We start from the raw sequence: 21909 nt of genomic DNA, 5'->3' as shown, positions 1-21909 counted from the left end.
TCCGCCTCATTTACCAACACAAAAATCTTTAAAAATCTTTTCAATTAAATCATCAGTAACGGACATGCCGGTAATTTCCCCTAAAGCCTCCCAGGCTTCACGCAAGTCTATGGCCACTATATCCACCGGCACCATGCCTTTTATTGACGAAATTGCCTCGCTTAAATGAAACGCCGCCTTTTCCAGCGCCTGTTTATGCCTGATATTTGTAACCATATAGCTGTCGGATTGATCGACTTTTCCACAAAGCAACAGATCGGCGATCATATCTTCCAACTCAGCAAGTCCGGTCCCTTGTTCGGCTGATATACAGATTATCTTTCTGCCGCCGGCTAGCTTTTTCAAATCCTCCATATCTATTTTTTTATCTTGAACATCTATTTTATTTACTATAACCAGGCATTTCTTAGCACCCGCCAATGCCAATACCGCAAAGTCTTCCCTTGACAATCCCTCTGTCGCGTCAAGCACCGGCAGGACCAGATCAGCCCGGTCAGTCGCCTCTCTTGTCCGCTCCATGCCGATCTTTTCAACTAAATCCTCGGTCTCGCGCAAACCCGCCGTATCAATAATTCTTAAAGGAATTCCTTTAATATTAATTATTTCCTCGATAACATCCCTGGTTGTTCCCGGCACATCTGTCACTATCGCCCTCTTTTCCCTTAACAGAGCATTTAACAAAGAGGACTTCCCCACATTCGGCTTGCCGACGATCGCCGCTTTGACACCTTCCCGGTAAATAATACCTGCGTCCGCCCCTTTAATTAAACTTTTTATTTGTTCCAGCAACACTTCACCGGCGCAAATAATATCCTTACCGGTTGCTTCTTCTAAATCATCTTCCGGAAAGTCAATATTAACTTCCACCTGCGCCAGAATGCCAAGTATTTTATCTTGTATCTCTCTGATTTTCTTGGATAAATCACCTTTTAATTGGGAAACCGCGAGTTTTAACCCCGCTTCAGTCTTGGACCGGATCAGGTCAATAACAGATTCCGCCTGGGCCAGGTCCAATCTGCCGTTTAAAAAAGCCCGCTTGCTGAATTCACCAGCCTCGGCCAATCTTACCCCTTCCGCCAGGACAAGTTCAAGCGTTTTTCTCAAGGGAACCATGCCGCCATGACAATTTATTTCCACTATGTCTTCCCTTGTGTAAGAATGCGGCGCTTTCATATAGCAAAAAAGCGCTTCATCAACAACTTCCCCTGTCAGACGGTCGCAGACATGTCCGTAAATCATTCTATGACTTTTTATTTCCTTTAAACCGGCTCTCTTTGACTTAAATATTTTTCCAGAAACTTTTAAAGCTTCAGGGCCGCTTATTCTGACGATTCCTATACCGCCTTCACCCAAAGGTGTTGAAATAGCAGCAATTGTATCTTCTTGCAATACAACCACCTTCCGGTAAACAATAATCTTTTCATTCCCATTGCCGATTTCTATTTATAAACCCAGCTTGCTGTTCAGCCCGCTGGGTTTATCATCATTTTTTCGGGGATATAATAATTTTACGGTAAGGTTCGTCACCTTCACTGAAAGTATATATGTCATCCCTTCCCTGCAAAGCAGTGTGAATGATTCTTCTTTCCTGCGAACTCATTGGCTCCAAAACTACGCTTCTTCCTCGCTGCTTGGCCTTATTCGCCAGTTTTACGGCAAGTTTTTGCAGCGTTTCCTCTCTTCTGTGACGATAACCTTCCACATCAATAATTATTTTTCTTCTAACTTCCTTATTTTTATTAACTGAAAGATTTACCAGGAACTGCAGCGCATCCAGTGTTTCGCCTCGCCTGCCAATTAATATTCCTAATTCAGGTCCCTTCAGGTTTATAGTAAGAAAATCTTTTTTCTCCACCACATCCAACTCAACTTGCAGATTCATGCTTTTGATGATATTATTCAGCAAATCAACAGCCTTCTCGGAGGCCCCTTCTTTTAAAATTACTTTAACCCTTGCCGGCTTTGCTCCAAACAGACCTAAAATTCCTTTTGTCGGTTCCTCAATTATCTCCACTTCCACATCATCTATGGAAACACCCATATTCTGAAGAGCCTGTCCAACAGCTTCTTCAACAGTTTTACCTGTTTTCTCTACAACCTTCACCTTCCACTAGCTCCCTCCTTTACCGGCATGTTCTGTTTATTAATAAAATACTGCTGTATTGCGCCGACCACATTAAAAACAACCCAGTACAAAGCAAGACCCGCAGGCACAGTAGCCGATATCCAGACAATAATAAGAGGCATCATATAAAGCATTGTTTTCTGGGTAGGATCTGTCATGGATGTAGTCATTTTTGACTGAAGAAAAGTAGTTATGCCGGCCAGTAACGGCAAAATATAATAAGGATCCGTACCACTCAAATTTTGTACCCAAATAAAACTCGCGTGCGCCTCGTTAATAAATGGAAAAGCATACAATGACCTGTACAGCGCTATTAAAATCGGCAACTGGATCAACAACGGCAAACACCCGGCCATTGGATTGGCGTTATTTTCCTTGTACAAATCCATGATCATCTGCTGCATTTTTTTCGGATCTTTATTCTTCCATTTATCTTGAATTTGTTTTACTTTCGGTTGCAGCCTTTGCATAACTACCATAGATTTCATTTGTTTTTGGGTCAGTGGATAAAGAAGCATTTTAATTAAAACAGTTAATAGTATAATCGCTATACCATAACTTGGCACCCCTGCCTGTACAGTCAACTGATATAACCAATTCATTAAACCGGTCATACCATCAACAAGTGCATTAAATATTTCCAAATCTCAATGCCTCCCAACAAATACCGGTTAATAAAAAAATATGATCAAATTACCTTCCACCTGCATAAGCATTTTTACACAGAATTATCCACACTTATACCGGATCAAATCCACCGGGATGAAAAGGATGACACTTCAGTATTCTTTTCACTGCCATCCAGACGCCTTTTATTATTCCATATTTTTGTACAGCTTGCAAAGCATAATGTGAGCAAGTCGGATAAAAACGGCAGGTAGGCATTTTTAAAGGAGATATAAACACTTGATATAAACGAATCAACAAAATTAACAATTTCCTCATGTCTGCCCTCTGCGAGAAGTAATATTTTTCAACAATTTTAACAGGCTTTCTTCAACCTGTTGATATTTTCGCCCTACGATGGCGTTACGCGCCAGTAAAACATAATCAAAGCCAACTGGAAATTTATTTATATTTAAACGGCAGACTTCTTTAAACAGGCGTCTTACCCTATTCCTTACTACGGCATTGCCAATTTTTTTACTTGCTGTAAAGCCAAACCGGCTGGTTTCCAAGTTATTCACCCAAAAAAATAAAACTAGATAGCGGTCAGCCACTGATTTTCCACAGCTATATACTTTCCGATAATCTTTATTTTTTTTAATTTTATTAATAACAGTCATTAATTCTCCTGCTATCTAATATATCCAACCATTAACACCAACTATACTCTTAAAACGTTCATATAGCTAGAAAGGCCACCTTTAATATACAGCGGCCTCACGCAGTTAATCTCTTTCTACCTTTAATTCTCCTTCTTTTAATAATATTTCTTCCAGACCGTGCAGCCATTCTCTTTAAGAAGCCATGCAGTTTTCTATGCTTGCGTGACTTCGGCTGGTAGGTACGCTTCATCAAATACACCCCTTTTATACTTGGAATAAAAGCAAAATGCCGCTATAGCTAGGCACACACTACCTATTATATAGTAATCATTTTTTAACGTCAAGAATAACAAGAAGAGAGATAAAGCGAGATAAAATAGGCATTGACTTAATAAAGTAAATCTTGGTATGATTAATTAGCCATTTACAAATACAGTAATAAACTTCAAAATATATTCATTAATTAATAGTTTCTTTAGCTAAAATCTTAACTTAAACCTTCAAAAGGTCTCTTTTTAAAGCAGAGAGAATTTTTGGGGTTTAATTTTCTTTCTTTAAAAATTTCAATTTTGACAAAATTCTTTCTCAGGAGGTAACCAGGAGTTTATATGATTAAAAGTGAAGTCCAGGATCTTTGGGAGCAATCACTTCAGATTTTACAAAAAAAAATAAACAAATATTCCTTTGAGACTTTGCTTAAATCACTTAAACCCCTTGGATGCCATGAAAATACAATTATTATCGAAGCCCCCAGCTATTTTACACGTGATTGGCTCAGTGACCGGTACGCTCCTCTAATTAAAGAAGTTTTCCAAAATATCTTGAACAAAGATATCGATGTAAAGTTTCTCATATCCAGCGAAATATCAGATATAGCATCTTCCAATAAAAAACAAAACGATAAAAATACTGATGATTTATCTTCAACGCATTTCAATCCAAAATATAGTTTTAAAAATTTTGTAATCGGCAACAGCAACCGGTTTGCCCATGCCGCTTGTCTTGCAGTGGCTGAATCTCCGTCAAAAACCTATAATCCTTTATTTATATATGGAGGCGCCGGACTGGGTAAAACCCACTTAATGCAGGCTATTGGCTGGTTTATTCTGGAAAATCACAACAAAATGAAAGTTTCCTATGTAACATCCGAAAAATTTACAAACGAGTTAATTAATTCTATAAGAGATTATAACACCAACGATTTTAGAAATAAATACCGCAATATGGATATCCTGCTAGTGGACGACATTCAATTTTTGGCGGGAAAAGAAAGCACGCAGGAAGAATTTTTCCATACCTTCAACTCTCTGTACGAAGACAACAGACAAATAATCATATCCAGTGACCGTCCGCCAAAAGAAATACCGACATTGGAAGATCGTCTCCGTTCCCGCTTTGAATGGGGCCTTATCACTGATATTCAACCGCCCGATCTGGAAACCCGCATAGCTATTTTAAGAAAAAAAGGGCAATTAGAAAACTTGCAGGTGCCTGATGACACTATTTCTTATATTGCGGATAAAATTCAATCGAATATCCGTGTCCTTGAAGGAGCTTTAATCAAAGTGATTGCTTACGCTTCTTTATATAACGAGGAAATAACTCCGGAACTGGCGGCGAAAGTTCTAAAAGACATACTGCCGCCGGAAAAACCGACTGAAATAACAGTAGAACTGATCCAACAGGTTGTTTCCAACTATTATAATCTCCGTCAGGAGGATTTTAAGGCTAAGAGAAGAACTACCGCCATATCCTTTCCCCGTCAAATAGCCATGTACTTGACGAAGGAACTAACGGATCTTTCCCTGCCCAAAATAGGAGATTTTTTTGGAGGCCGTGATCATACCACCGTGCTGCACGCGTGCAACAAAATAAGCAACAAGCTGCAGGAGGATTATACATTGCAGAACGTTGTCTCTGAACTAGTAAAAAAAATAAAAAACAGTTAATAAATAACTCTGTTATTTAATTGCAAACTGTGGATAATTATTTTTAAAAAATATTTTATTAAAATTTATCTTTTTTTTATCAACAGCTTTTTCTTTAAGAAATATCTCAGCGGAACCACCATATCCACATAATAACAGCTACTACTACTATTAATAAAAAATAATAATTTATTTTATAATAATATTATTAACCGGGAGTAAAAAAATGCATTTAATCAGCAGTAAGGACGACCTTTTATTTGCGGTTCAGACCGTTCAGCGCGCCGTATCCTCAAAAAGCCCCTTGCCAATCCTTTCAGGAATAAAATTTGAGACCGCAGACGATCTGCTCATCGTTACAGCCACAGATTTAGAAATAGGGATCAAGTGTTCCGTAAAAGCAAGCATTATTGAAAAAGGCGCGGCGGTTTTACCCGCCAAATATATTTCTGAGTTAATCAGAAAGTTGCCTGACGTTCCGATTTCTTTTCAATCAGATCCCTTGACGGAGAGCGTAATAATTAAATATGGTGAATCGGAGACCAATATTAACGGCTTCCCGGTGGAGGAATTTCCCGAAGTCGCTTTACCTTCGCGTGACACCGGCTTTGATATTCAGGAAAATATCTTCAGAGAAGCTATCAGACAAGTTATTTTTGCCGTCGGCACGGATGAAAACAGGCCGCTGTTTACAGGCGCCATGCTTGAATTGAAAAACGGACAGATGCAGATGGTGGCTACCGACACGCACCGTTTGGCCTGGCGCAAGGTTAACGCGGACAACTGCGGCATTATTGACATATCAGTGCTCATTCCGGGAAAAACTCTAAATGAATTAAGTAAAATTATTGGCAGACCGGAAAAATCGGTGCAGGTTACCATTACAGAAAACCAGGTTCTTTTCGCTACGGAGAACATATCTTTTATTTCTCGTTTAATTAATGGCAAGTTTCCTCCTTTCCATCAGGTAATTCCACAAGAGTTGCTGTCAAGGGTTCGTTTAAAAACAAAAGAACTTTTGGAGGCGACGGAAAGGGCCGCTTTATTAACCACAGAGGGATCATCCGTGATCAAACTTGACTTAAAAGATAAAATTTCTGTTATCTCGGCCAGCACCGTGGCCGGGCGGGTTTATGAGGAAATTTCCGCTTATTATGAAGGTGAACCAATTAAAGTCGCTTTTAACGCGCAATATCTAAGTGAGTTGTTAAGAGTAATCGGGAATGAAGAAATTGATATAGAATTTGCCGGTCCGCTCAGTCCGGGAATATTTAGGCCGGTAGGTGAGGAAGACTATTTTTCTTTACTCCTGCCCGTACGTGTGAAAGAGGAATAAAACATCTGGAACTGGGAGTGTTTAATTATTGCGCCTGCAAAACCTGGAGTTGATGAATTTTCGCAACTACCTCCATGAGCATATCAGACCAGGCTTTTCATTGAATATTTTAAACGGAGAAAACGCCCAGGGAAAAACAAATATTTTGGAATCTGTCTATTTGGCCTGTACGGGCAAGTCATTCCGCACTATCAAAGAAAGTGAAATAATCAACTGGCAGAACGATTTTTCTTTAATAAGCTGTTTATTCGAATCCGCGGGGCGTGAGCTGGAGTTAAAAGTATTGCTGACACCCGGACAGAAGAAAATAAAGGTCAATGGCGCGCCGGTCCGCGGTTATCCTCTGGGGTGGCCGGGAGTAGTGTTGTTTACTCCGGACGACATGGTTATTGTGAAAGGATCGCCACAAGAAAGGCGGCGTTTTTTAGATGCGGAGATCGGCCCGTTCGACAACCGGTATGCGTATTGTCTGGGCCGTTACCAGCGGATTTTGACCCAACGTAATAATTTATTGCGTGAGATCAGGGACAGGAAGCGTGATAGCGAATTACTGCAAACCTGGAATGAACAACTTTGCCAATACGGAGCGCAAATAATTTTTTTCAGACTGGCATTATTGAAAAAAGCGAATCCTGTTATACGGAGTATTTACCATGAATTGACGGGTGGGTTGGAGGAGCTTAGCATACGCTACCTGTCTTCTTTAAAAATTGACTGCATGACCAGCGAACAGGAGATTATTAATCTTTTTAACGCTGCCTTGTCCGCCGCGAAAAACGAAGAAATCGCGCGCGGGCAGTCATTAATCGGGCCGCACCGCGACGATCTTGTTTTTTTAATTAACAAGAAAGAAGCTAAGGTATATGGTTCTCAAGGACAGCAGCGCACGATCGTGCTGGTTTTAAAATTAGCGCAAATGCAAATGTGGCATAATGAAATTGGCGAGCACCCTATTTTATTGCTTGACGATGTCTTGTTTGAACTGGATAATGCCAGGCAAAAAGCTTTATTTAATAAAATAAAGGAAAATGTGCAGACTTTTATTACATCCAGCACTGTTAGAGATATAGGTGCGGGCGATGGACTGAGCAAGAAGCTCTTTATTGTTCGCGAAGGCAAAATAATAAAGTCAGAAAAGGAGGTCTGATTATGTTTCTACATATTGGGGCTGATGTGGTGGTGCCGAAAAAAGATATTATAGCTATTTTAGAGATAGAGACGAAGTCATCTCCAATCACCAAGGAATTTCTTGAAATCGCCCGGGATGAGGGCTTTATTGAACACGTATCGGGAAATAATAAAGAAAAATCTTACTTGATTACCACTGATAAAATATATTTTTCCCCTATTTCATGTACGACTTTAAAGAAAAGATCCGATAGTATCATTGACGAGTAATTAGATCATAATAATACTCTAAAATAATCCATAATTTATTAATTTTGGTTATAAGTTGAGGGTGAATTGCCTGTGTGTTATAATAATATATGTCTAGTCTAAAAAAGGAGTTGTTCTGGCATTGAATGGATATGACAATAGCAACGGGTATGGCGCTGAAGAAATTCAAGTGCTGGAAGGACTTGAGGCCGTTCGCCGCCGTCCCGGCATGTATATTGGGAGCACCAGTGCCAGAGGTCTTCATCACTTGGTATACGAAGTTGTGGACAATAGTATTGATGAGGCGATGGCAGGTTATTGCGACCAGATAGAAGTGACAATTAATGATGACAATTCGGTTACAGTTATTGATAACGGACGGGGCATACCGGTCGGTATACAACCAAAGGTTGGCCGCCCCGCGGTTGAGGTGGCCTTGACGATGCTGCATGCCGGCGGCAAGTTCGGCGGGGGAGGCTACAAAGTATCAGGCGGCCTGCACGGCGTGGGGGTTTCTGTGGTTAACGCCCTTTCCGAGTGGCTGGAAGTTGAAGTAAGAAGGGAAGGGAATATTTACCGGCAGAAATATGAACGTGGTGTCCCTGTAACAGATTTAGAAATAATCGGGCCAAGTGAAATTAGCGGAACAAAAGTGACTTTCAAGCCCGATCCCGATATTTTTGAAGAACTTGATTACAGTTATGATACCCTTTGCCAGCGCTTGAGAGAACTGTCTTTCTTGAATATGGGCGTCAAGATAGTCCTGAAAGACGGACGGACCGGCCAGGAAGTAGTATTGCAGCATGAGGGCGGCATAATTGATTTTGTCAAGTTTCTTAATAAAAATAAAACCCCTTTGCATAATGCGCCGATTTATTTCCAAATACAGAAGGATAATGTGCTGGTCGAAATATCTTTGCAGTATACTGACGTTTATACGGAAAACATACTATCTTACGCCAACAACATCAACACCGTTGACGGTGGAACGCACGAGGCGGGCTTTAAGGCGTCGCTGACCAGGGTAGTCAATGACTACGGCCGCAAATATAATATTTTAAAGAATGGCAACAGCAACCTGTCGGGGGAAGATATCAGGGAAGGTCTCACTGCGGTAGTCAGTGTGAAAGTGCCGGAGCCGCAGTTTGAGGGACAAACTAAGGCCAAGCTGGGCAACAGCGAAGTCAGAAGCATTGTAGACGCGGTCGTCGCTGAAGGATTAAGCGCTTTCCTTGAGGAAAATCCCCAGATTAGCAAACGCATTCTGGAAAAAGCGCTAAACTCTTCAAGAGCCAGAGAAGCGGCGCGGAAGGCGAGAGAGTTGACCAGGCGGAAAAGCGCTCTGGAGAGTTCTACTCTGCCGGGTAAGCTGGCCGACTGTTCCGATAAAGACCCGTCTGTTTCAGAATTGTATCTTGTTGAGGGAGACTCCGCGGGCGGCTCGGCCAAGCAGGGAAGAGACAGGCGCTTTCAAGCGATCCTCCCCTTAAGGGGCAAAATTTTAAATGTGGAAAAAGCGCGTTTAGACAAGATCTTGGCCAACGAAGAAATCAGAGCGATGATTACGGCTCTCGGGACCGGTGTCGGGGAGGATTTTGATATCAGCAAGGCCAGGTATCACAAGTTGATCCTGATGTCCGACGCGGATGTTGACGGCGCGCATATCAGAACGCTTTTGCTCACTTTCTTTTACCGCTACATGAGGCCGTTGATCGAAGCCGGTTATGTTTTTATCGCCCAGCCCCCGCTTTATAGAGTAAAGAAAGGTAAAAAAGACGTTTATGTCTATAATGACGCTGATTTGGATAAATTATTGGAGCAAATCGGCAGGGACGGAGTGAATGTTCAAAGATATAAAGGTCTGGGCGAAATGGATGCCGGACAATTGTGGGACACTACCATGGATCCGGATACGCGAACAGTTTTGCAGGTGGATATGACGGACGCTATAGAAGCGGATGCCGTCTTCTCAATGCTGATGGGCGACCGTGTGGAGCCGCGGCGCGACTTTATCCTGGAAAACGCTCTCGCGGTGAGAAACCTGGACGTATAAGGTGTTGTCTTGAAATTAAATATCTATAGCGGTGCAGCCCCTGCCAGGAACGGCAGGGGTTTTAAATTGTTAAAGCCGATTCAAAGAGCAAGAGTGATCCCGAAGATAAACGAGGGAACTGTTTAAGGCGATTTTCAGCGCACGTAATCCATACAAAAAAAGAAGCAAGAAGAAGCTATGCTGATATATTGGTAATTATTGGCCTAATATAGCTAAATATTAGGTTTGCTAAAATATGGTAGCATATAAATCAAAAAACGAACGGCAAAGGGGGCAAGGATAATGAGAACTGTTTTAAAATACAAGGCGGTGGGATTTAATAAAACCAAAACAATATTTTTAACCGCCTTATTGCTGTTAATATCTTTTATATCCGGCGCGATGCTTGAGAGATCAGACAATTTCCTGCAAGACATATATGCGATTGCGCCGGTAGTGCTCGATGAAGTGAAGACATTTTTCCGTGAACAGGTTTTTATCAAAGTTAACTCAACAGTCGGCTGTCTTAAATGGGGATCGGTAATTACGCTTTCAATTTTCGAACGCAGCTTGGCCGGCTTGATTAGAGGGCCCTAAAAAATATATGAAACGGGGGGTGCGTTCAATTGAGCGAAACTAAAATTATTTTAATCTCAAGAAAATGGCCGCAGGCGATAATGCAAAAGTACCGGCAAAAATTATATCTTTTGTATGCACGGGCCATTGGCAAGCTGCCAATAAAAAACAGCAATAAAAAATGATTAGAGGTGGTGTGTTATGATTGTATGAAATGCTGTCGGGACATTGAATAAAGGAGGCGCTAAACATATAAGTTAATTCGCAATCAACGTTTTATAAATAACAAGTAAATTTTACGGCGAGCGGGTTTGTTGAACAGGTAAGAGAGAGTTATTAACCTTGGTTTATGAAACCATGAAAGACCCGGCTGTAAAGTTTACAGCACTGTCAGAGCCGTTATTCGGTAAATTGCATTAATTAGTTTATTTTGGTATAATTCCTAAGGCAGAGAAAATAGGCAGAGGTGAGCGGTTTGCCGTCATTAACTGGAAAAGTGATCCCGGTGAATATTAACGAAGAGATGAAGCATTCCTACCTGGATTATGCTATGAGCGTTGTCGTGGGAAGAGCGCTTCCTGATGTGCGTGACGGGTTAAAACCGGTGCACCGCCGTATTCTTTACGCGATGCACAATCTTGGTCTCTCGCCTGAAAAACCGTACCGTAAATCGGCGTTTATTGTCGGCGATGTGCTGGGGAAATATCATCCCCACGGAGATGTGGCGGTATACGACGCTTTGGTGCGTATGGCGCAGGACTTCGCCGCCCGTTATCCGATGATAGACGGGCATGGCAACTTCGGGTCCGTTGACGGGGACTCGGCGGCGGCCATGCGCTATACGGAAGCGCGGCTGTCCAAGATTGCGACGGAAATGCTCTCTGATATTGAAAAAGATACAGTCAGCTTCAGTCCCAACTATGACGAAAAAACTGAGGAACCGACTGTTCTACCCTCCAGAATCCCTAATTTATTGGTCAACGGTTCCGCCGGTATCGCGGTGGGAATGGCGACCAATATTCCGCCCCACAACCTCGGTGAAGTAATCGACGGAGTAGTTATGCTCATTGACAACCCGGATGTCGGCATTAAAGAGCTGACAACCACGGTTAAAGGACCTGATTTTCCCACCGGCGGCAAAATCATGGGTATGGAAGGCATTTGGAACGCTTACCGCACCGGCCGGGGCAGCATTAAAGTCCGCGCGCAGGCGGTAATTGAAAACAACGCGAATGGAAGAAGCAGCATTATCGTTAATGAAATACCATATCAGGTGAATAAAGCGCGCTTGATTGAAAAAATAGCCGAACTGGTAAAAGAAAAGAAACTGGAAGGGATTAGCGACCTGCGGGACGAGTCGGACCGCAAGGGCATGCGTATTGTTATTGAACTAAAAAGAGACGCCAACCCGCAGATAATTCTTAACCAGCTTTATAAACACACCCAAATGCAGGAGAGCTTTGGGGTAATCATGCTGGCGCTGGTGGACGGCAAACCCCGTTATTTAAATCTGAAACAAGCTTTATTTTACTATCTTGAGCACCAGAAAGACGTGATTGTAAGGCGCACCCGCTTTGAGTTGAAAAAGGCGGAAGCGCGGGCGCATATTGTTGAAGGCCTGCGTATCGCCCTGTCCTATCTGGACGAGGTAATCAGAATTATCAGGTCTTCCCGCACAACGGAAATTGCCAAAGCATCTCTGATGGAAAGATTTAGTCTTTCCGAAAAACAAGCCGAGGCTATTGTGGAAATGCGTTTGCGGCAGCTTACCGGCTTGGAGCGGGAGAAGCTGGAGCAGGAATATAAGGAACTCATGGAAAAAATAAACTACCTTCGCTCAGTACTGGCTGATGAGCGAAAAGTTTTGGACATTATCAAAAGTGAGTTGACCGCTATCAGGAAAAAATACGCCGATCCGCGCCGCACCACCATATCGTATGAAGAAGCGTCTTTTGAAGATGAAGACTTGATCCCGGATGAAGAAGTTGTGCTCACCATCACCAACCAGGGTTATGTGAAAAGAACCCTGCTTGATACATACCGCAGCCAGCGGCGGGGCGGCCGCGGCGTTACCGCCATGGGCACCAAAGAGGAAGATTTTGTCAGACATCTTTTTATCACCACGACGCATCACTTTTTATTGTTCTTTACCAACCGGGGAAAGGTATACCGGCTTAAGGTGCATGAAATACCGGAGGCCGGCCGGCAGGCCAAGGGAACGGCGCTGGTGAACCTGATCTATATCGAAAACAATGAAAAAGTGACGGCGGTTATCCCGGTGCGCGAGTTTAATCCGGATCAATATTTATTTATGGCGACCAAGCAGGGGGTTGTGAAAAAAACCCCGTTGAACGAGTATGATACCTCCCGCCGGGATGGAATTATCGCCATCACCTTAGACGAACAAAATGAATTAATTGACGTAAAGCTCACTACCGGCAAAGAAGAAATCTTTTTAGCCACTCTAAAAGGCCTGGCCATTCGCTTTTCAGAACAGGAAGTGCGCTCCACGGGCCGTGTTACCCGTGGCGTAAAAGGAATTTCTTTAAGGAAAAACGACGTGGTGATCGGGATGGAGACCGTTCGTCCGGAATCCTATTTGCTTACCGTGACGGCCAACGGGTTCGGCAAGCGCACTCATATTGCCGAGTATCGCCTGCAGTCCCGCGGCGGCAAGGGGATTATTAATATTAAGACAAGCGATCGGAACGGGCCGGTGGTAGCCGTCCAGGCCGTGAAAGATGAAGAAGAAATAATGATGATCAGCGCCGAAGGAATCATTATTCGCTTAAGCGTCGCGGGTATTTCCGCCATAGGCCGCTCAACCCAGGGAGTGACTTTGATGCGCCTTGACCCGGGGGATTTCGTGGTAGCGGTCGCCAAGGTGTATATGGAGGACTAAATTAACCAAAGGAAACCTTTTCATTAAAGGGCTTTATAAGTCAAAACCGGGGATTATATCACCGGTTCTTTTCATATGCGAGTGTGGTTATGTTTTTGCTATTTATGTTTTAGCCCGGCGTTTTAAGGCTAAAATAGTAATAGATAAAAGGTATTGATAATGATATGCGATTAGGTTATAATAATGTCAAGGTCAATCAAAGTCAAACAGGCGGCGGCGTATGGGATGGTGACTTGAATGAATAATATATCCGATATCATTGAGCGTTATCTGAAGAAACTACTGGCGGAAAGCATTCAGGATTTTATTGAGATTCAACGCAGTGAACTGGCGAACCGCTTCAATTGTGTTCCTTCACAGATCAATTATGTGCTGACAACCCGCTTTTCAACGGGCCGGGGCTATATTGTGGAGAGCAGAAGAGGTGGAGGGGGATTTATCAGGATCGTCAAGCTGCCCCTGGATCAGCGGGTGGATCTCGTACTTGATATCAGCAATTTAATCGGCGATTCGATATCTCAAAACGACGCCGCAGGTTTAATCCGGAGACTGCTGGAGGAGGGGTTGATTACCCAGAGAGAGGCCCGCTTGATGCGTGCCGCGGTGGACGGCAATATCCTGCGTATAAATTTGCCTGTGCGCGACCGATTGAGGGCATTGATCTTAAAAGCGATGGTAACGGCGGTATTGAGAGAGTGAGTCTGATAAACGGCAAGTTGAAGGGGGAAGCTGATATGTTATGCGAGCGCTGCGGACAGCGTCCGGCGACGGTGCATATGACAGAAATAATAAACGGTCATAAAAGTGAAACACATCTTTGTGAGGTGTGTGCCAGGGAAATCCAGCCCCAGGGTTTTGGTTTTGTCCCGCAGATACACCTGCACAATTTCCTTGCCGGTCTTTTAAATCACGAACTGGGCGGGGAGCAGCACGATCAGGCGGAAACAACCGGAAACAGATGTGAAAAGTGCGGGGTGCCTGAAGGACAGATTCTTAAACAGGGACTGCTTGGCTGCGGCGATTGCTATCCTTTCTTTGAAGACAAGGTGCTTCCCCTTTTGCGAAGGATTCACGGCAGCACCAGGCATACCGGTAAAGTGCCTGAGCGCACCGGAGGACGCGCCCGTTTGGCGAAGGAGATCGGTATTTTGAAGAACCATCTTAAAGAAGCGGTTAGCCGCGAGGATTTTGAGCAGGCCGCTCAACTCCGTGATCAAATTCATCAATTGGAAAAGAGTATGAATGAGGGAGGCGAAGTTTGATGCCGCTCAAAAAGACAGTGAACGATTCCCACAGCCGCTGGATGGACGCGGACGGCCCGGAGTCGGGCATAGCGATAAGCAGCCGGGTTAGGGTGGCTAGAAACTTGGCCGGCATACCTTTCCCGCACTTGTTGAATAATGCCAAGGCCGAAGATGTGATCCACGCGGTGAGACTGGCGGTGGAGGACAAGGAACTGGCAAAACAGGCCGGTGTACTGGAGTTGAGCTTGTTAAGCGCATTGTCTCCGGTAGAAAGACAAATACTAGTAGATAAGCATTTGATCAGCCCGGATCTGATAGACAATTTTGAGCGCAAGGCGGTTGTGCTGAGGGATGATGAAGTAATCAGCATTATGGTTAACGAGGAAGATCATCTACGGATCCAATGCCTGCTTTCAGGTTTGCAGCTTAATGAGGCATGGGATTTGATTAATCAGGTCGATGACGGATTGGAAAAGACTATGGACTATGCTTTTTCCGAGCAGCTTGGCTACCTCACGGCATGTCCCACTAACGTGGGAACCGGCATGCGCGCCTCGGTAATGCTGCACTTGCCTGGTTTGGGGTTGGTAAAGCAGCTGCGAGGGGTGCTGAACGCTATCGGTAAAGTCGGCCTTACGGCGCGTGGCCTTTTTGGAGAGGGCACGGAAGCTCTCGGGGATCTGTATCAAATATCCAATCAAATTACTCTTGGACAGACCGAAGAGGAGATAATCAGCAATCTTACCGCGATAGTCCGGCAAATAATCTCCCAGGAAAAAGCCACTCGCGAAGCCCTTTACAAAGACAGGCGGGATTTTGTCGAAGACCGTGTTTACCGTGCTTACGGCATCTTAAAGAACGCGCATATTCTGTCTTCGGAAGAGGCGATGCGCTTATTTTCCGAATTGAGGCTGGGCATTGAAATGAATTTGTTGTCGGGCATACCAGCTAAGTTGTTAAATGAACTAATGGTGAGGATCAGACCGGCTTATTTAATCAAGGTGGCAGGCCGGGAGATGTCCGCCCACCAGAGGGATGTTTTCAGGGCGGAATTAATCAGGAATGAATTTAAAGAATTATAGTTTAGGAGACAGGAGTCAGGAGTCAGAATTCAGTAGAGATTTCTTGCATTCCTTTAGAGTTTTTAACTACTGACTACTGTCCCCTGACTACTATGTATTTATTGGAGGTGACTGCCGTGTTCGGAAGATTTACCGAGCGGGCGCAAAAAGCATTGTATCTTGCCCAGGAAGAAGCGAAAAATTCAGGCTACCCGTATGTAGGTACGGAGCACCTGCTGCTTGGCCTGATCCGCGAAGGCGAGGGTGTGGGGGCGAAAGTGCTGGCTGCGGTTGGGCTGGATGCGGATAAAGTGCGGGCGGCGGTGGCGCAAATAGTGGAAGCCGCCAAAGGGACGGCGACGGGTGAACCGGCGCTGACTCCACGGACAAAACGGGTGTTGGAACTGTCGGTGGATGAAGCCAGGCGCATGGGTCATAATTATATCGGCACCGAGCATATGCTGCTGGGTTTGGTCCGCGAAGGAGAAGGTGTGGCGGCCCATATATTGAATGCTTATGGCGCCGACAGCAACAAGGTCCGCGCCATGGTTGTCAACATGCTGGGCGGGCAGTCAGGCGCCGCCGCCGAAGGGCAGCCGGCCGGCAAGGCGAAGGGCGGCGGAACTAAGACCTTGGAGCAGTTCGGGCGTGACTTGACCGTTTTGGCCAGGGAAGAGAAACTTGACCCGGTGGTCGGCAGGGAAAAAGAAATTGAAAGAGTTATCCAAATCTTAAGCCGGCGCACGAAAAACAACCCGGTGCTGATTGGTGAGCCGGGTGTGGGTAAAACCGCCGTGGCCGAGGGCTTGGCCCAGCGGATCAACGCCGGAAACATACCGGAAATATTGGAAAATAAGCGTGTGGTAACCCTGGATATGGGTTCACTGGTGGCGGGTACCAAGTACCGGGGCGAGTTTGAAGAGCGTTTAAAAAAAATAATTGAGGAGATTCGCCAGTCCGGCAATGTCATCCTGTTTATCGATGAACTGCATACCATGGTGGGAGCGGGCGCGGCTGAAGGGGCTATAGACGCGGCCAATATATTAAAGCCCGCGCTGGCCAGGGGTGAGTTGCAGTGCATTGGCGCGACCACGCTGGATGAGTACCGCAAGCATATTGAAAAAGACGCCGCGCTGGAGCGCCGTTTCCAGCCGATTACCGTCGCGGAGCCCACAGTTGAGGAGACCATCCAGATTCTGCGCGGGCTGAGGGATAAATACGAAGCCCACCACCGCGTCAGGATTACTGATGCCGCCCTGGAAGCGGCCGCCAAGATATCGAGCCGTTATATTACCGACCGGTTCCTGCCTGATAAAGCCATAGACCTGGTGGACGAAGCCGGTTCTAAAGTAAGGCTGCAGGCTTTTACCGCGCCGCCGGATTTGAAAGATCTGGAAAAGAAATTAGAAGTACTGCAAAAAGAAAAAGAAGCGGCGGTTAATAGCCAGGAGTTTGAAAAGGCGGCCGAGATAAGGGATCAAGAAAAGAAGATCCGGAATGAACTGGACCAGCTCAGGGAGTCGTGGAAACAGCGCAAAGGCGGGGCGGAACTGGTGGTGGACGAAGATGTCATCGCCCAGATCGCGGCTAGTTGGACCGGTATTCCGGTAAAGAAGCTTGCCGAAGAAGAATCGGAAAGGCTTCTGAAAATGGAAGAAATATTGCACCGGCGGGTAATCGGGCAGGATGAGGCTATTTTGGCCGTGTCCCGGGCGGTGCGGCGCGCCCGCGCCGGGCTGAAGGACCCGAAGCGTCCCATCGGCTCGTTTATTTTCCTTGGTCCCACCGGGGTGGGTAAAACCGAGCTGGCCAGGGCGCTGGCGGAGGTTCTATTCGGCGATGAGGATGCCATGGTGCGCATTGACATGTCGGAGTATATGGAAAAATTCGCGGTGTCCCGCCTGGTTGGCGCGCCCCCCGGCTACGTGGGTTACGAAGAAGGCGGCCAGCTTACCGAAGCGGTGCGGCGGCGGCCATATTCGGTAGTCCTGCTGGACGAGATTGAAAAAGCCCACCCGGATGTTTTCAATATTTTGCTGCAGGTGCTGGAAGACGGCCGGCTGACCGACTCCAAGGGGCGCAAGGTGGATTTTCGCAACACGGTAATTATCATGACATCCAACGTCGGCATGCAGATGATTAAGCGCGAGACGGTCCTCGGTTTCCGCGCCGGTGACCGGAGCGAGGCAAATTACGAGAATATGAAGAGCAAGGTCACAGAGGAGCTGAGACGCACTTTCCGCCCCGAATTCCTTAACCGGATTGATGAAATTATCGTTTTCCATGCTTTAAGCGCTGAACATATCAGGGAAATTGTCGACCTGATGCTGAAAGAAGTTTCCGAAAGGATGAAGGAAAACGAGGTTGAGATCAACGTTACCGAGACTGTCAAAGACTTGCTGGCCAAGGAAGGCTTTGATGAAGAGTACGGTGCCAGGCCGCTGCGCCGGGCGATCCTCCGCCTGGTGGAAGACCGGCTTTCCGAGGAAATCCTCAAAGGGACCTTCCAGCGGGGCAACAGGGTGTTGCTTGATACGGGCGCCGATAATGAAATCACCGTTAAAATCGCCTGAATATGATGATGCTACGTTACAAACCTGCCGTTACTGCAAAGTACGGCAGGTTTTGTTTTTTAAAAAAATAATTATATTGACAAAATACAGTATGCGAGTCTAAAATAACTTACATAGTGCAATATTTCTTAAACAGTATAAATATTCCAACAGTAATGATATAAAGGGGTGAAATACCGTGGAATACATGGGTGAAAAGAGCATAGAAATGATGAAAGAAACGCGGCGCCAAACAGCGCAAACCCTGGAAGGAGGAAATCCACCCAAAAACGACTTGCCGCAAAGCGCCAAAAAAGGTGTCGCTGTAATAGATGGTAAAACCATTGAATTCGTAGAAAAAAGCCTGCTGGGAAATAAAATAAAAATACGCCTGCCTCAGAATTTTAAAAAAATGTCACCCGAAACCGCCGCTTTAAAGTATCCTTTCCAGAGAAGGCCGGATCTAATTTACTCAAATGAAAGCTTTTCAGTAAATATTACCTTCAAACATAGCCAAAACCCCCTTAAAGAAACAGATATAGACATATTTAAAGACGCCATGATCCAAATCCTTAAAAAGACGCATCCTACCGCCCCGTGGCTCGAAGACGGCGTAAAAGAAATAAACGGGAAAAAAATAGGTTGCGTTGATTCATTATACCCCTTCTTGGATATAAAAATATACAGCCTGATGTTCTTCACAGAACTGGAAAACAAAGCCCTGCTATGCAGCTTTAACTGCACCGAAGAAGAAATGGCAGACTGGAGGCCGGTAGCCGTCAGAGAAATAATGGAATCGCTTATAATCGGCCCCGAGAATTTAGAAGGGGTCAGCCCTTGACATTGGACAAGCGCATAGCAAATAATGGGGTGATAAGACACCGAAAGCCCTAATAATTAAAGTATAATGACCGTTAACCGATAAAGCTGTCAAATGTCAAGGGCTGACCCCGCCTATGGTTCTATGAAAATATTTTCTCTAGCATAGAAGGATATAGAAGGGAATAGGCACCAAGGCAAAGAAAGTACTAACTTGGCAGCAACGGTTATAATTGAAGGCCGAAATGGGGATATCTTGGTGAAAATATCTTCGGTTGATCGGAGCCCGGGTAGAAAATACAAACCAACCGTGCTAAAGGCGGGAGACGGCAAAGACTTTTCCAGCACCCTGGATATGGCTAAAAGAGAACAGCGGAAGCTTGAAGAGATGCTGGACAAAATAAAAGCCGCGGGAGAAAAGTTAAAGAGGACAAAAAGCAAAGCAGATGTGATCGAATATAAAAATCAAATACAAGAATACCTGTCTTTCGTCTTGGAGAAGTATTACAGGGTAAAACAAGATTACGGATTGGGCCGGCTGCTGATTAGAATTGAGATAATAAATGAAAAGATCGATGAGCTGACTGCCTCCCTGCTGGAGCAGCAGAAAGCAAATCTTGAGATTGCCGGTAAAATTGATGAAATAGCTGGGCTCTTGCTCGACCTGTATAATTAGCCAAGTCAAGTCTTGTCCGGCTTTATGTCCTAATTTGTTCAGCTTCCACCAGGGCAAGCCATTTTTCCATGTTATCTTGCAGGACCGCCCGGACTTTTTCAAGTTCGCTCTGCCGTTGCTGGCAGGCCTGGTAATCCAGATAGACTTCAGGCTGCTCCAGTTCTTTTTCCAGGCGGACGATCAAAGATTCCTGGTCGGCAATGGATTGTTCCAGGCTGGCGATCTCGCGTAGGTGCTTGCGTTTTTGCCGATCCTCCTCTTTCTTTTGCAGGTACTGTTTCTGTTTCTTTTCCTCACTGTCCGCCGGGCGGTCCGGCCCGGATTTTGCCGCTCCTGGCAGGCGGGGTTTTTTATTCTGGTAGTAGTCATAATTTCCTTGATAGCTGTTTACGCTGCCATGGGATAATTCCAGTACCCGGGAGGCTACTTTGTTGATAAAGTACCGGTCGTGGGAAACAAAAAGAATGGTGCCGGGGTAGCCGGCCAGGGCGTCTTCCAGCGCTTCTTTGCCCGGCAGGTCCAGGTGGTTTGTCGGCTCGTCCAGCAGAAGGAAGTTTGCTTTGCGCAGCATTAAGGCGGCCAGGGCCAGGCGGGATTTTTCACCGCCGCTTAACCCCGCCACACTTTTGTTCACATCATCGCCGCTGAACAAAAAACCGCCCAGCGCTTTGCGAATATCCAGTTCGTTCATGTGCGGGTACCGGTCCCACAATTCGTGCAGCACATCCTTGTCCCGGTGCAGCCCCTGATGTTCCTGCTCGTAGTAGCCGATCTGCACCAGACTGCCCTGCCTGATATGTCCTGCCAGGGGCGGGAGCAAGCCGGCGATGGTTTTTAACAGGGTGGATTTGCCGGTGCCGTTGGGTCCGATCAGGACAACCCGTTCCCCCTTCTCAATATCAAAGTTTAACCCCGTGGCCAGCGCCGCGCCGGGATAGCCAATGGTCAATTCACGCACCTTGAGCACTTCCCGTCCGCTTGGCCGCTCAACATGAAAAGATACTTTTACTCTGTGTTCTTTCTCCGGCCGGGTCACCCGCTCCATCTTTTCAAGTGTTTTCAAACGGCTTTGGGCGCGCCCGGTGGTGTCCTTGGCGGCCATGTTGCGCCTTATGAATTCCTCCATGCGGCCTATTTCCTCTTGCTGCTTTTTGTACGCCTTCAGCTGTTGCTCCTGCAGCTCGGCTTTTTGCCGGACAAAACTGGTATAATTCCCGGTGTACCGGGTAATCCCGTTTTTGTCCAGGTCGTAAATCACCTTCGCCAGAGTGTCCAGGAAGTAGCGGTCATGGGAAACTGCAAGTACAGCCCCGCGGTATGATTGAAGATATTGCTCCAGCCAGGTCAGATTGTCCATGTCCAGGTAATTGGTCGGTTCGTCCAGGATTAACAAATCCGGCGCGCCGAGCAGGCAGCGGGCCAGGGCCAGGCGGGTCTTCTGGCCGCCGCTCAGTATGTTCACCGGGGTGTTGTAGTCCATGTCCCGGAAATTTAGCCCGTGCAGTACACCGCGTATGTTGGCTTCGTACTCAAATCCGCCTTTGTTTTTGAATTCTGAGGAAAGATTGTCATAGTCCCGGAGCAGTTGCCGGTATTCTTTGCCGTCCGCTACGACGGCCGGGTCACCCATGCGTTTTTCCATATTTCTAAGTTGCTTCTCTATACAAATTAGGTGAGTGAACGCTGAGAGCATTTCGTTCCAGATACTTTGCCCGGATTCCAGCCCGCCGTCTTGCGCCATATAAGAAACCGACAGGTCTTTCGCCTTGATTACTTCGCCCGCGTCCGGCGACAGCGCGCCGGTGATTATTTTCAACAGGGTGGATTTGCCCGCTCCGTTGACACCCACAATACCTGAGCGCTCCCCTTCCTGAATGATTAAGTTCACGTTATTCAGCACCCGGTGGGCGCCAAAAGATTTGTCAATGCGGACCGCCTGCAACAAGATCAAGCTTTAATCACCTCTTTTACCTACCCAGTTTACAATAGCGGGCGGTAAGATTACAAGCATGC

21 protein-coding genes are annotated in these 21909 nt (G+C 45.7%); 14 read left to right on the top strand and 7 right to left on the bottom strand.

Annotation, left to right across the window (positions count from 1 at the left end; all coding sequences use genetic code 11):
• Positions 1 to 6: 6 nt before the first annotated feature.
• The 6 genes from mnmE to rpmH form a co-directional block, all read right to left on the bottom strand.
• Complete coding sequence (gene mnmE, locus L9W92_RS02110) at positions 7 to 1389, bottom strand: tRNA uridine-5-carboxymethylaminomethyl(34) synthesis GTPase MnmE (RefSeq protein WP_240082112.1); 1383 nt, start codon at positions 1387 to 1389, stop codon at positions 7 to 9.
• 94 nt (positions 1390 to 1483) lie between these two features.
• A complete protein-coding gene (jag, locus tag L9W92_RS02105; RefSeq protein WP_240082111.1) occupies positions 1484 to 2104 on the bottom strand; it encodes an RNA-binding cell elongation regulator Jag/EloR in 621 nt (206 codons plus the stop codon).
• Positions 2101 to 2769, bottom strand: a complete 669-nt coding sequence (locus L9W92_RS02100) for a YidC/Oxa1 family membrane protein insertase (protein ID WP_240082110.1) — start codon at positions 2767 to 2769, stop codon at positions 2101 to 2103. The genes jag and L9W92_RS02100 overlap by 4 nt, the downstream gene beginning before the upstream one ends.
• Before the next feature lie 94 nt (positions 2770 to 2863).
• Positions 2864 to 3070: a membrane protein insertion efficiency factor YidD gene (yidD, locus tag L9W92_RS02095; RefSeq protein WP_240082109.1), complete on the bottom strand. Its 207-nt coding sequence runs from the start codon at positions 3068 to 3070 to the stop codon at positions 2864 to 2866.
• Entirely contained in the window at positions 3067 to 3411 is a 345-nt protein-coding gene (gene rnpA / locus L9W92_RS02090; protein WP_240082108.1) for a ribonuclease P protein component, read from the bottom strand. Before rnpA ends, yidD begins: the two co-directional genes overlap by 4 nt.
• A 97-nt stretch (positions 3412 to 3508) precedes the next feature.
• Positions 3509 to 3643 carry a 50S ribosomal protein L34 gene (rpmH, locus tag L9W92_RS02085; RefSeq protein WP_240082107.1) on the bottom strand — a complete coding sequence of 45 codons (135 nt, stop codon included), beginning with the start codon at positions 3641 to 3643 and terminating at the stop codon, positions 3509 to 3511.
• Between the two features lie 358 nt (positions 3644 to 4001).
• Between rpmH and dnaA the strand changes: the two genes are divergently transcribed.
• From dnaA to L9W92_RS02020, 14 genes are all read left to right on the top strand, one after another.
• Positions 4002 to 5342, top strand: a complete 1341-nt coding sequence (gene dnaA, locus L9W92_RS02080) for a chromosomal replication initiator protein DnaA (protein ID WP_240082106.1) — start codon at positions 4002 to 4004, stop codon at positions 5340 to 5342.
• A gap of 205 nt (positions 5343 to 5547) precedes the next feature.
• The gene (gene dnaN / locus L9W92_RS02075; protein ID WP_240082105.1) at positions 5548 to 6657 is read left to right on the top strand and encodes a DNA polymerase III subunit beta; all 1110 of its coding nucleotides are present in this window, start codon (positions 5548 to 5550) and stop codon (positions 6655 to 6657) included.
• A gap of 28 nt (positions 6658 to 6685) precedes the next feature.
• Positions 6686 to 7804, top strand: a complete 1119-nt coding sequence (recF, locus tag L9W92_RS02070) for a DNA replication/repair protein RecF (protein WP_240082104.1) — start codon at positions 6686 to 6688, stop codon at positions 7802 to 7804.
• Between the two features lie 2 nt (positions 7805 to 7806).
• The gene (gene remB / locus L9W92_RS02065; protein WP_240082103.1) at positions 7807 to 8055 is read left to right on the top strand and encodes an extracellular matrix regulator RemB; all 249 of its coding nucleotides are present in this window, start codon (positions 7807 to 7809) and stop codon (positions 8053 to 8055) included.
• A gap of 121 nt (positions 8056 to 8176) precedes the next feature.
• Positions 8177 to 10087 carry a DNA topoisomerase (ATP-hydrolyzing) subunit B gene (gene gyrB / locus L9W92_RS02060; RefSeq protein WP_240082102.1) on the top strand — a complete coding sequence of 637 codons (1911 nt, stop codon included), beginning with the start codon at positions 8177 to 8179 and terminating at the stop codon, positions 10085 to 10087.
• A gap of 282 nt (positions 10088 to 10369) precedes the next feature.
• The gene (locus L9W92_RS02055) at positions 10370 to 10663 is read left to right on the top strand and encodes a hypothetical protein (protein WP_240082101.1); all 294 of its coding nucleotides are present in this window, start codon (positions 10370 to 10372) and stop codon (positions 10661 to 10663) included.
• Positions 10664 to 10692: 29 nt separating this feature from the next.
• On the top strand, positions 10693 to 10827 hold the full coding sequence (locus L9W92_RS18750; RefSeq protein WP_282442264.1) for a hypothetical protein: 135 nt from the start codon (positions 10693 to 10695) through the stop codon (positions 10825 to 10827).
• Positions 10828 to 11117: 290 nt separating this feature from the next.
• Positions 11118 to 13544, top strand: a complete 2427-nt coding sequence (gene gyrA / locus L9W92_RS02050; protein WP_282442263.1) for a DNA gyrase subunit A — start codon at positions 11118 to 11120, stop codon at positions 13542 to 13544.
• Positions 13545 to 13781: 237 nt separating this feature from the next.
• Positions 13782 to 14243 carry a CtsR family transcriptional regulator gene (locus L9W92_RS02045; protein WP_240082100.1) on the top strand — a complete coding sequence of 154 codons (462 nt, stop codon included), beginning with the start codon at positions 13782 to 13784 and terminating at the stop codon, positions 14241 to 14243.
• A gap of 35 nt (positions 14244 to 14278) precedes the next feature.
• Positions 14279 to 14806 carry a UvrB/UvrC motif-containing protein gene (locus tag L9W92_RS02040; protein ID WP_240082099.1) on the top strand — a complete coding sequence of 176 codons (528 nt, stop codon included), beginning with the start codon at positions 14279 to 14281 and terminating at the stop codon, positions 14804 to 14806.
• Positions 14806 to 15870 carry a protein arginine kinase gene (locus tag L9W92_RS02035; protein WP_240082098.1) on the top strand — a complete coding sequence of 355 codons (1065 nt, stop codon included), beginning with the start codon at positions 14806 to 14808 and terminating at the stop codon, positions 15868 to 15870. Before L9W92_RS02040 ends, L9W92_RS02035 begins: the two co-directional genes overlap by 1 nt.
• Before the next feature lie 116 nt (positions 15871 to 15986).
• Positions 15987 to 18422 carry an ATP-dependent Clp protease ATP-binding subunit gene (locus L9W92_RS02030; RefSeq protein ID WP_240082097.1) on the top strand — a complete coding sequence of 812 codons (2436 nt, stop codon included), beginning with the start codon at positions 15987 to 15989 and terminating at the stop codon, positions 18420 to 18422.
• Positions 18423 to 18600: 178 nt separating this feature from the next.
• Positions 18601 to 19242 (top strand): hypothetical protein, encoded by a 642-nt coding sequence (locus tag L9W92_RS02025; protein WP_240082096.1) that lies wholly within the window; start codon positions 18601 to 18603, stop codon positions 19240 to 19242.
• A gap of 237 nt (positions 19243 to 19479) precedes the next feature.
• Positions 19480 to 19896 carry a YaaR family protein gene (locus tag L9W92_RS02020; protein ID WP_240082095.1) on the top strand — a complete coding sequence of 139 codons (417 nt, stop codon included), beginning with the start codon at positions 19480 to 19482 and terminating at the stop codon, positions 19894 to 19896.
• Between the two features lie 22 nt (positions 19897 to 19918).
• On the opposite strand, the gene L9W92_RS02015 is transcribed toward L9W92_RS02020, so the two are convergent.
• A complete protein-coding gene (locus tag L9W92_RS02015) occupies positions 19919 to 21847 on the bottom strand; it encodes an ABC-F family ATP-binding cassette domain-containing protein (RefSeq protein WP_240082094.1) in 1929 nt (642 codons plus the stop codon).
• Positions 21848 to 21909 lie beyond the last annotated feature (62 nt).

It is taken from the genome of Pelotomaculum terephthalicicum JT, from assembly GCF_022410535.1.
GTDB lineage: Bacteria > Bacillota > Desulfotomaculia > Desulfotomaculales > Pelotomaculaceae > Pelotomaculum_D > Pelotomaculum_D terephthalicicum.
The sequence above is the reverse complement of the archived record's forward strand: the minus strand, read 5'-3'. Positions and strand labels throughout refer to the sequence as shown.

Excerpts from the sequence above, each read along its gene's own strand:
- yidD (WP_240082109.1), bottom strand. The coding sequence starts at position 3,070 with ATGAGGAAATTGTTAATTTTGTTGATTCGTTTATATCAAGTGTTTATA.
- rnpA (WP_240082108.1), bottom strand. The coding sequence starts at position 3,411 with ATGACTGTTATTAATAAAATTAAAAAAAATAAAGATTATCGGAAAGTA.
- rpmH (WP_240082107.1), bottom strand. The coding sequence starts at position 3,643 with ATGAAGCGTACCTACCAGCCGAAGTCACGCAAGCATAGAAAACTGCAT.
- dnaA (WP_240082106.1), top strand. The coding sequence starts at position 4,002 with ATGATTAAAAGTGAAGTCCAGGATCTTTGGGAGCAATCACTTCAGATT.
- dnaN (WP_240082105.1), top strand. The coding sequence starts at position 5,548 with ATGCATTTAATCAGCAGTAAGGACGACCTTTTATTTGCGGTTCAGACC.
- remB (WP_240082103.1), top strand. The coding sequence starts at position 7,807 with ATGTTTCTACATATTGGGGCTGATGTGGTGGTGCCGAAAAAAGATATT.
- L9W92_RS02055 (WP_240082101.1), top strand. The coding sequence starts at position 10,370 with ATGAGAACTGTTTTAAAATACAAGGCGGTGGGATTTAATAAAACCAAA.
- L9W92_RS02045 (WP_240082100.1), top strand. The coding sequence starts at position 13,782 with ATGAATAATATATCCGATATCATTGAGCGTTATCTGAAGAAACTACTG.
- L9W92_RS02040 (WP_240082099.1), top strand. The coding sequence starts at position 14,279 with ATGTTATGCGAGCGCTGCGGACAGCGTCCGGCGACGGTGCATATGACA.
- L9W92_RS02035 (WP_240082098.1), top strand. The coding sequence starts at position 14,806 with ATGCCGCTCAAAAAGACAGTGAACGATTCCCACAGCCGCTGGATGGAC.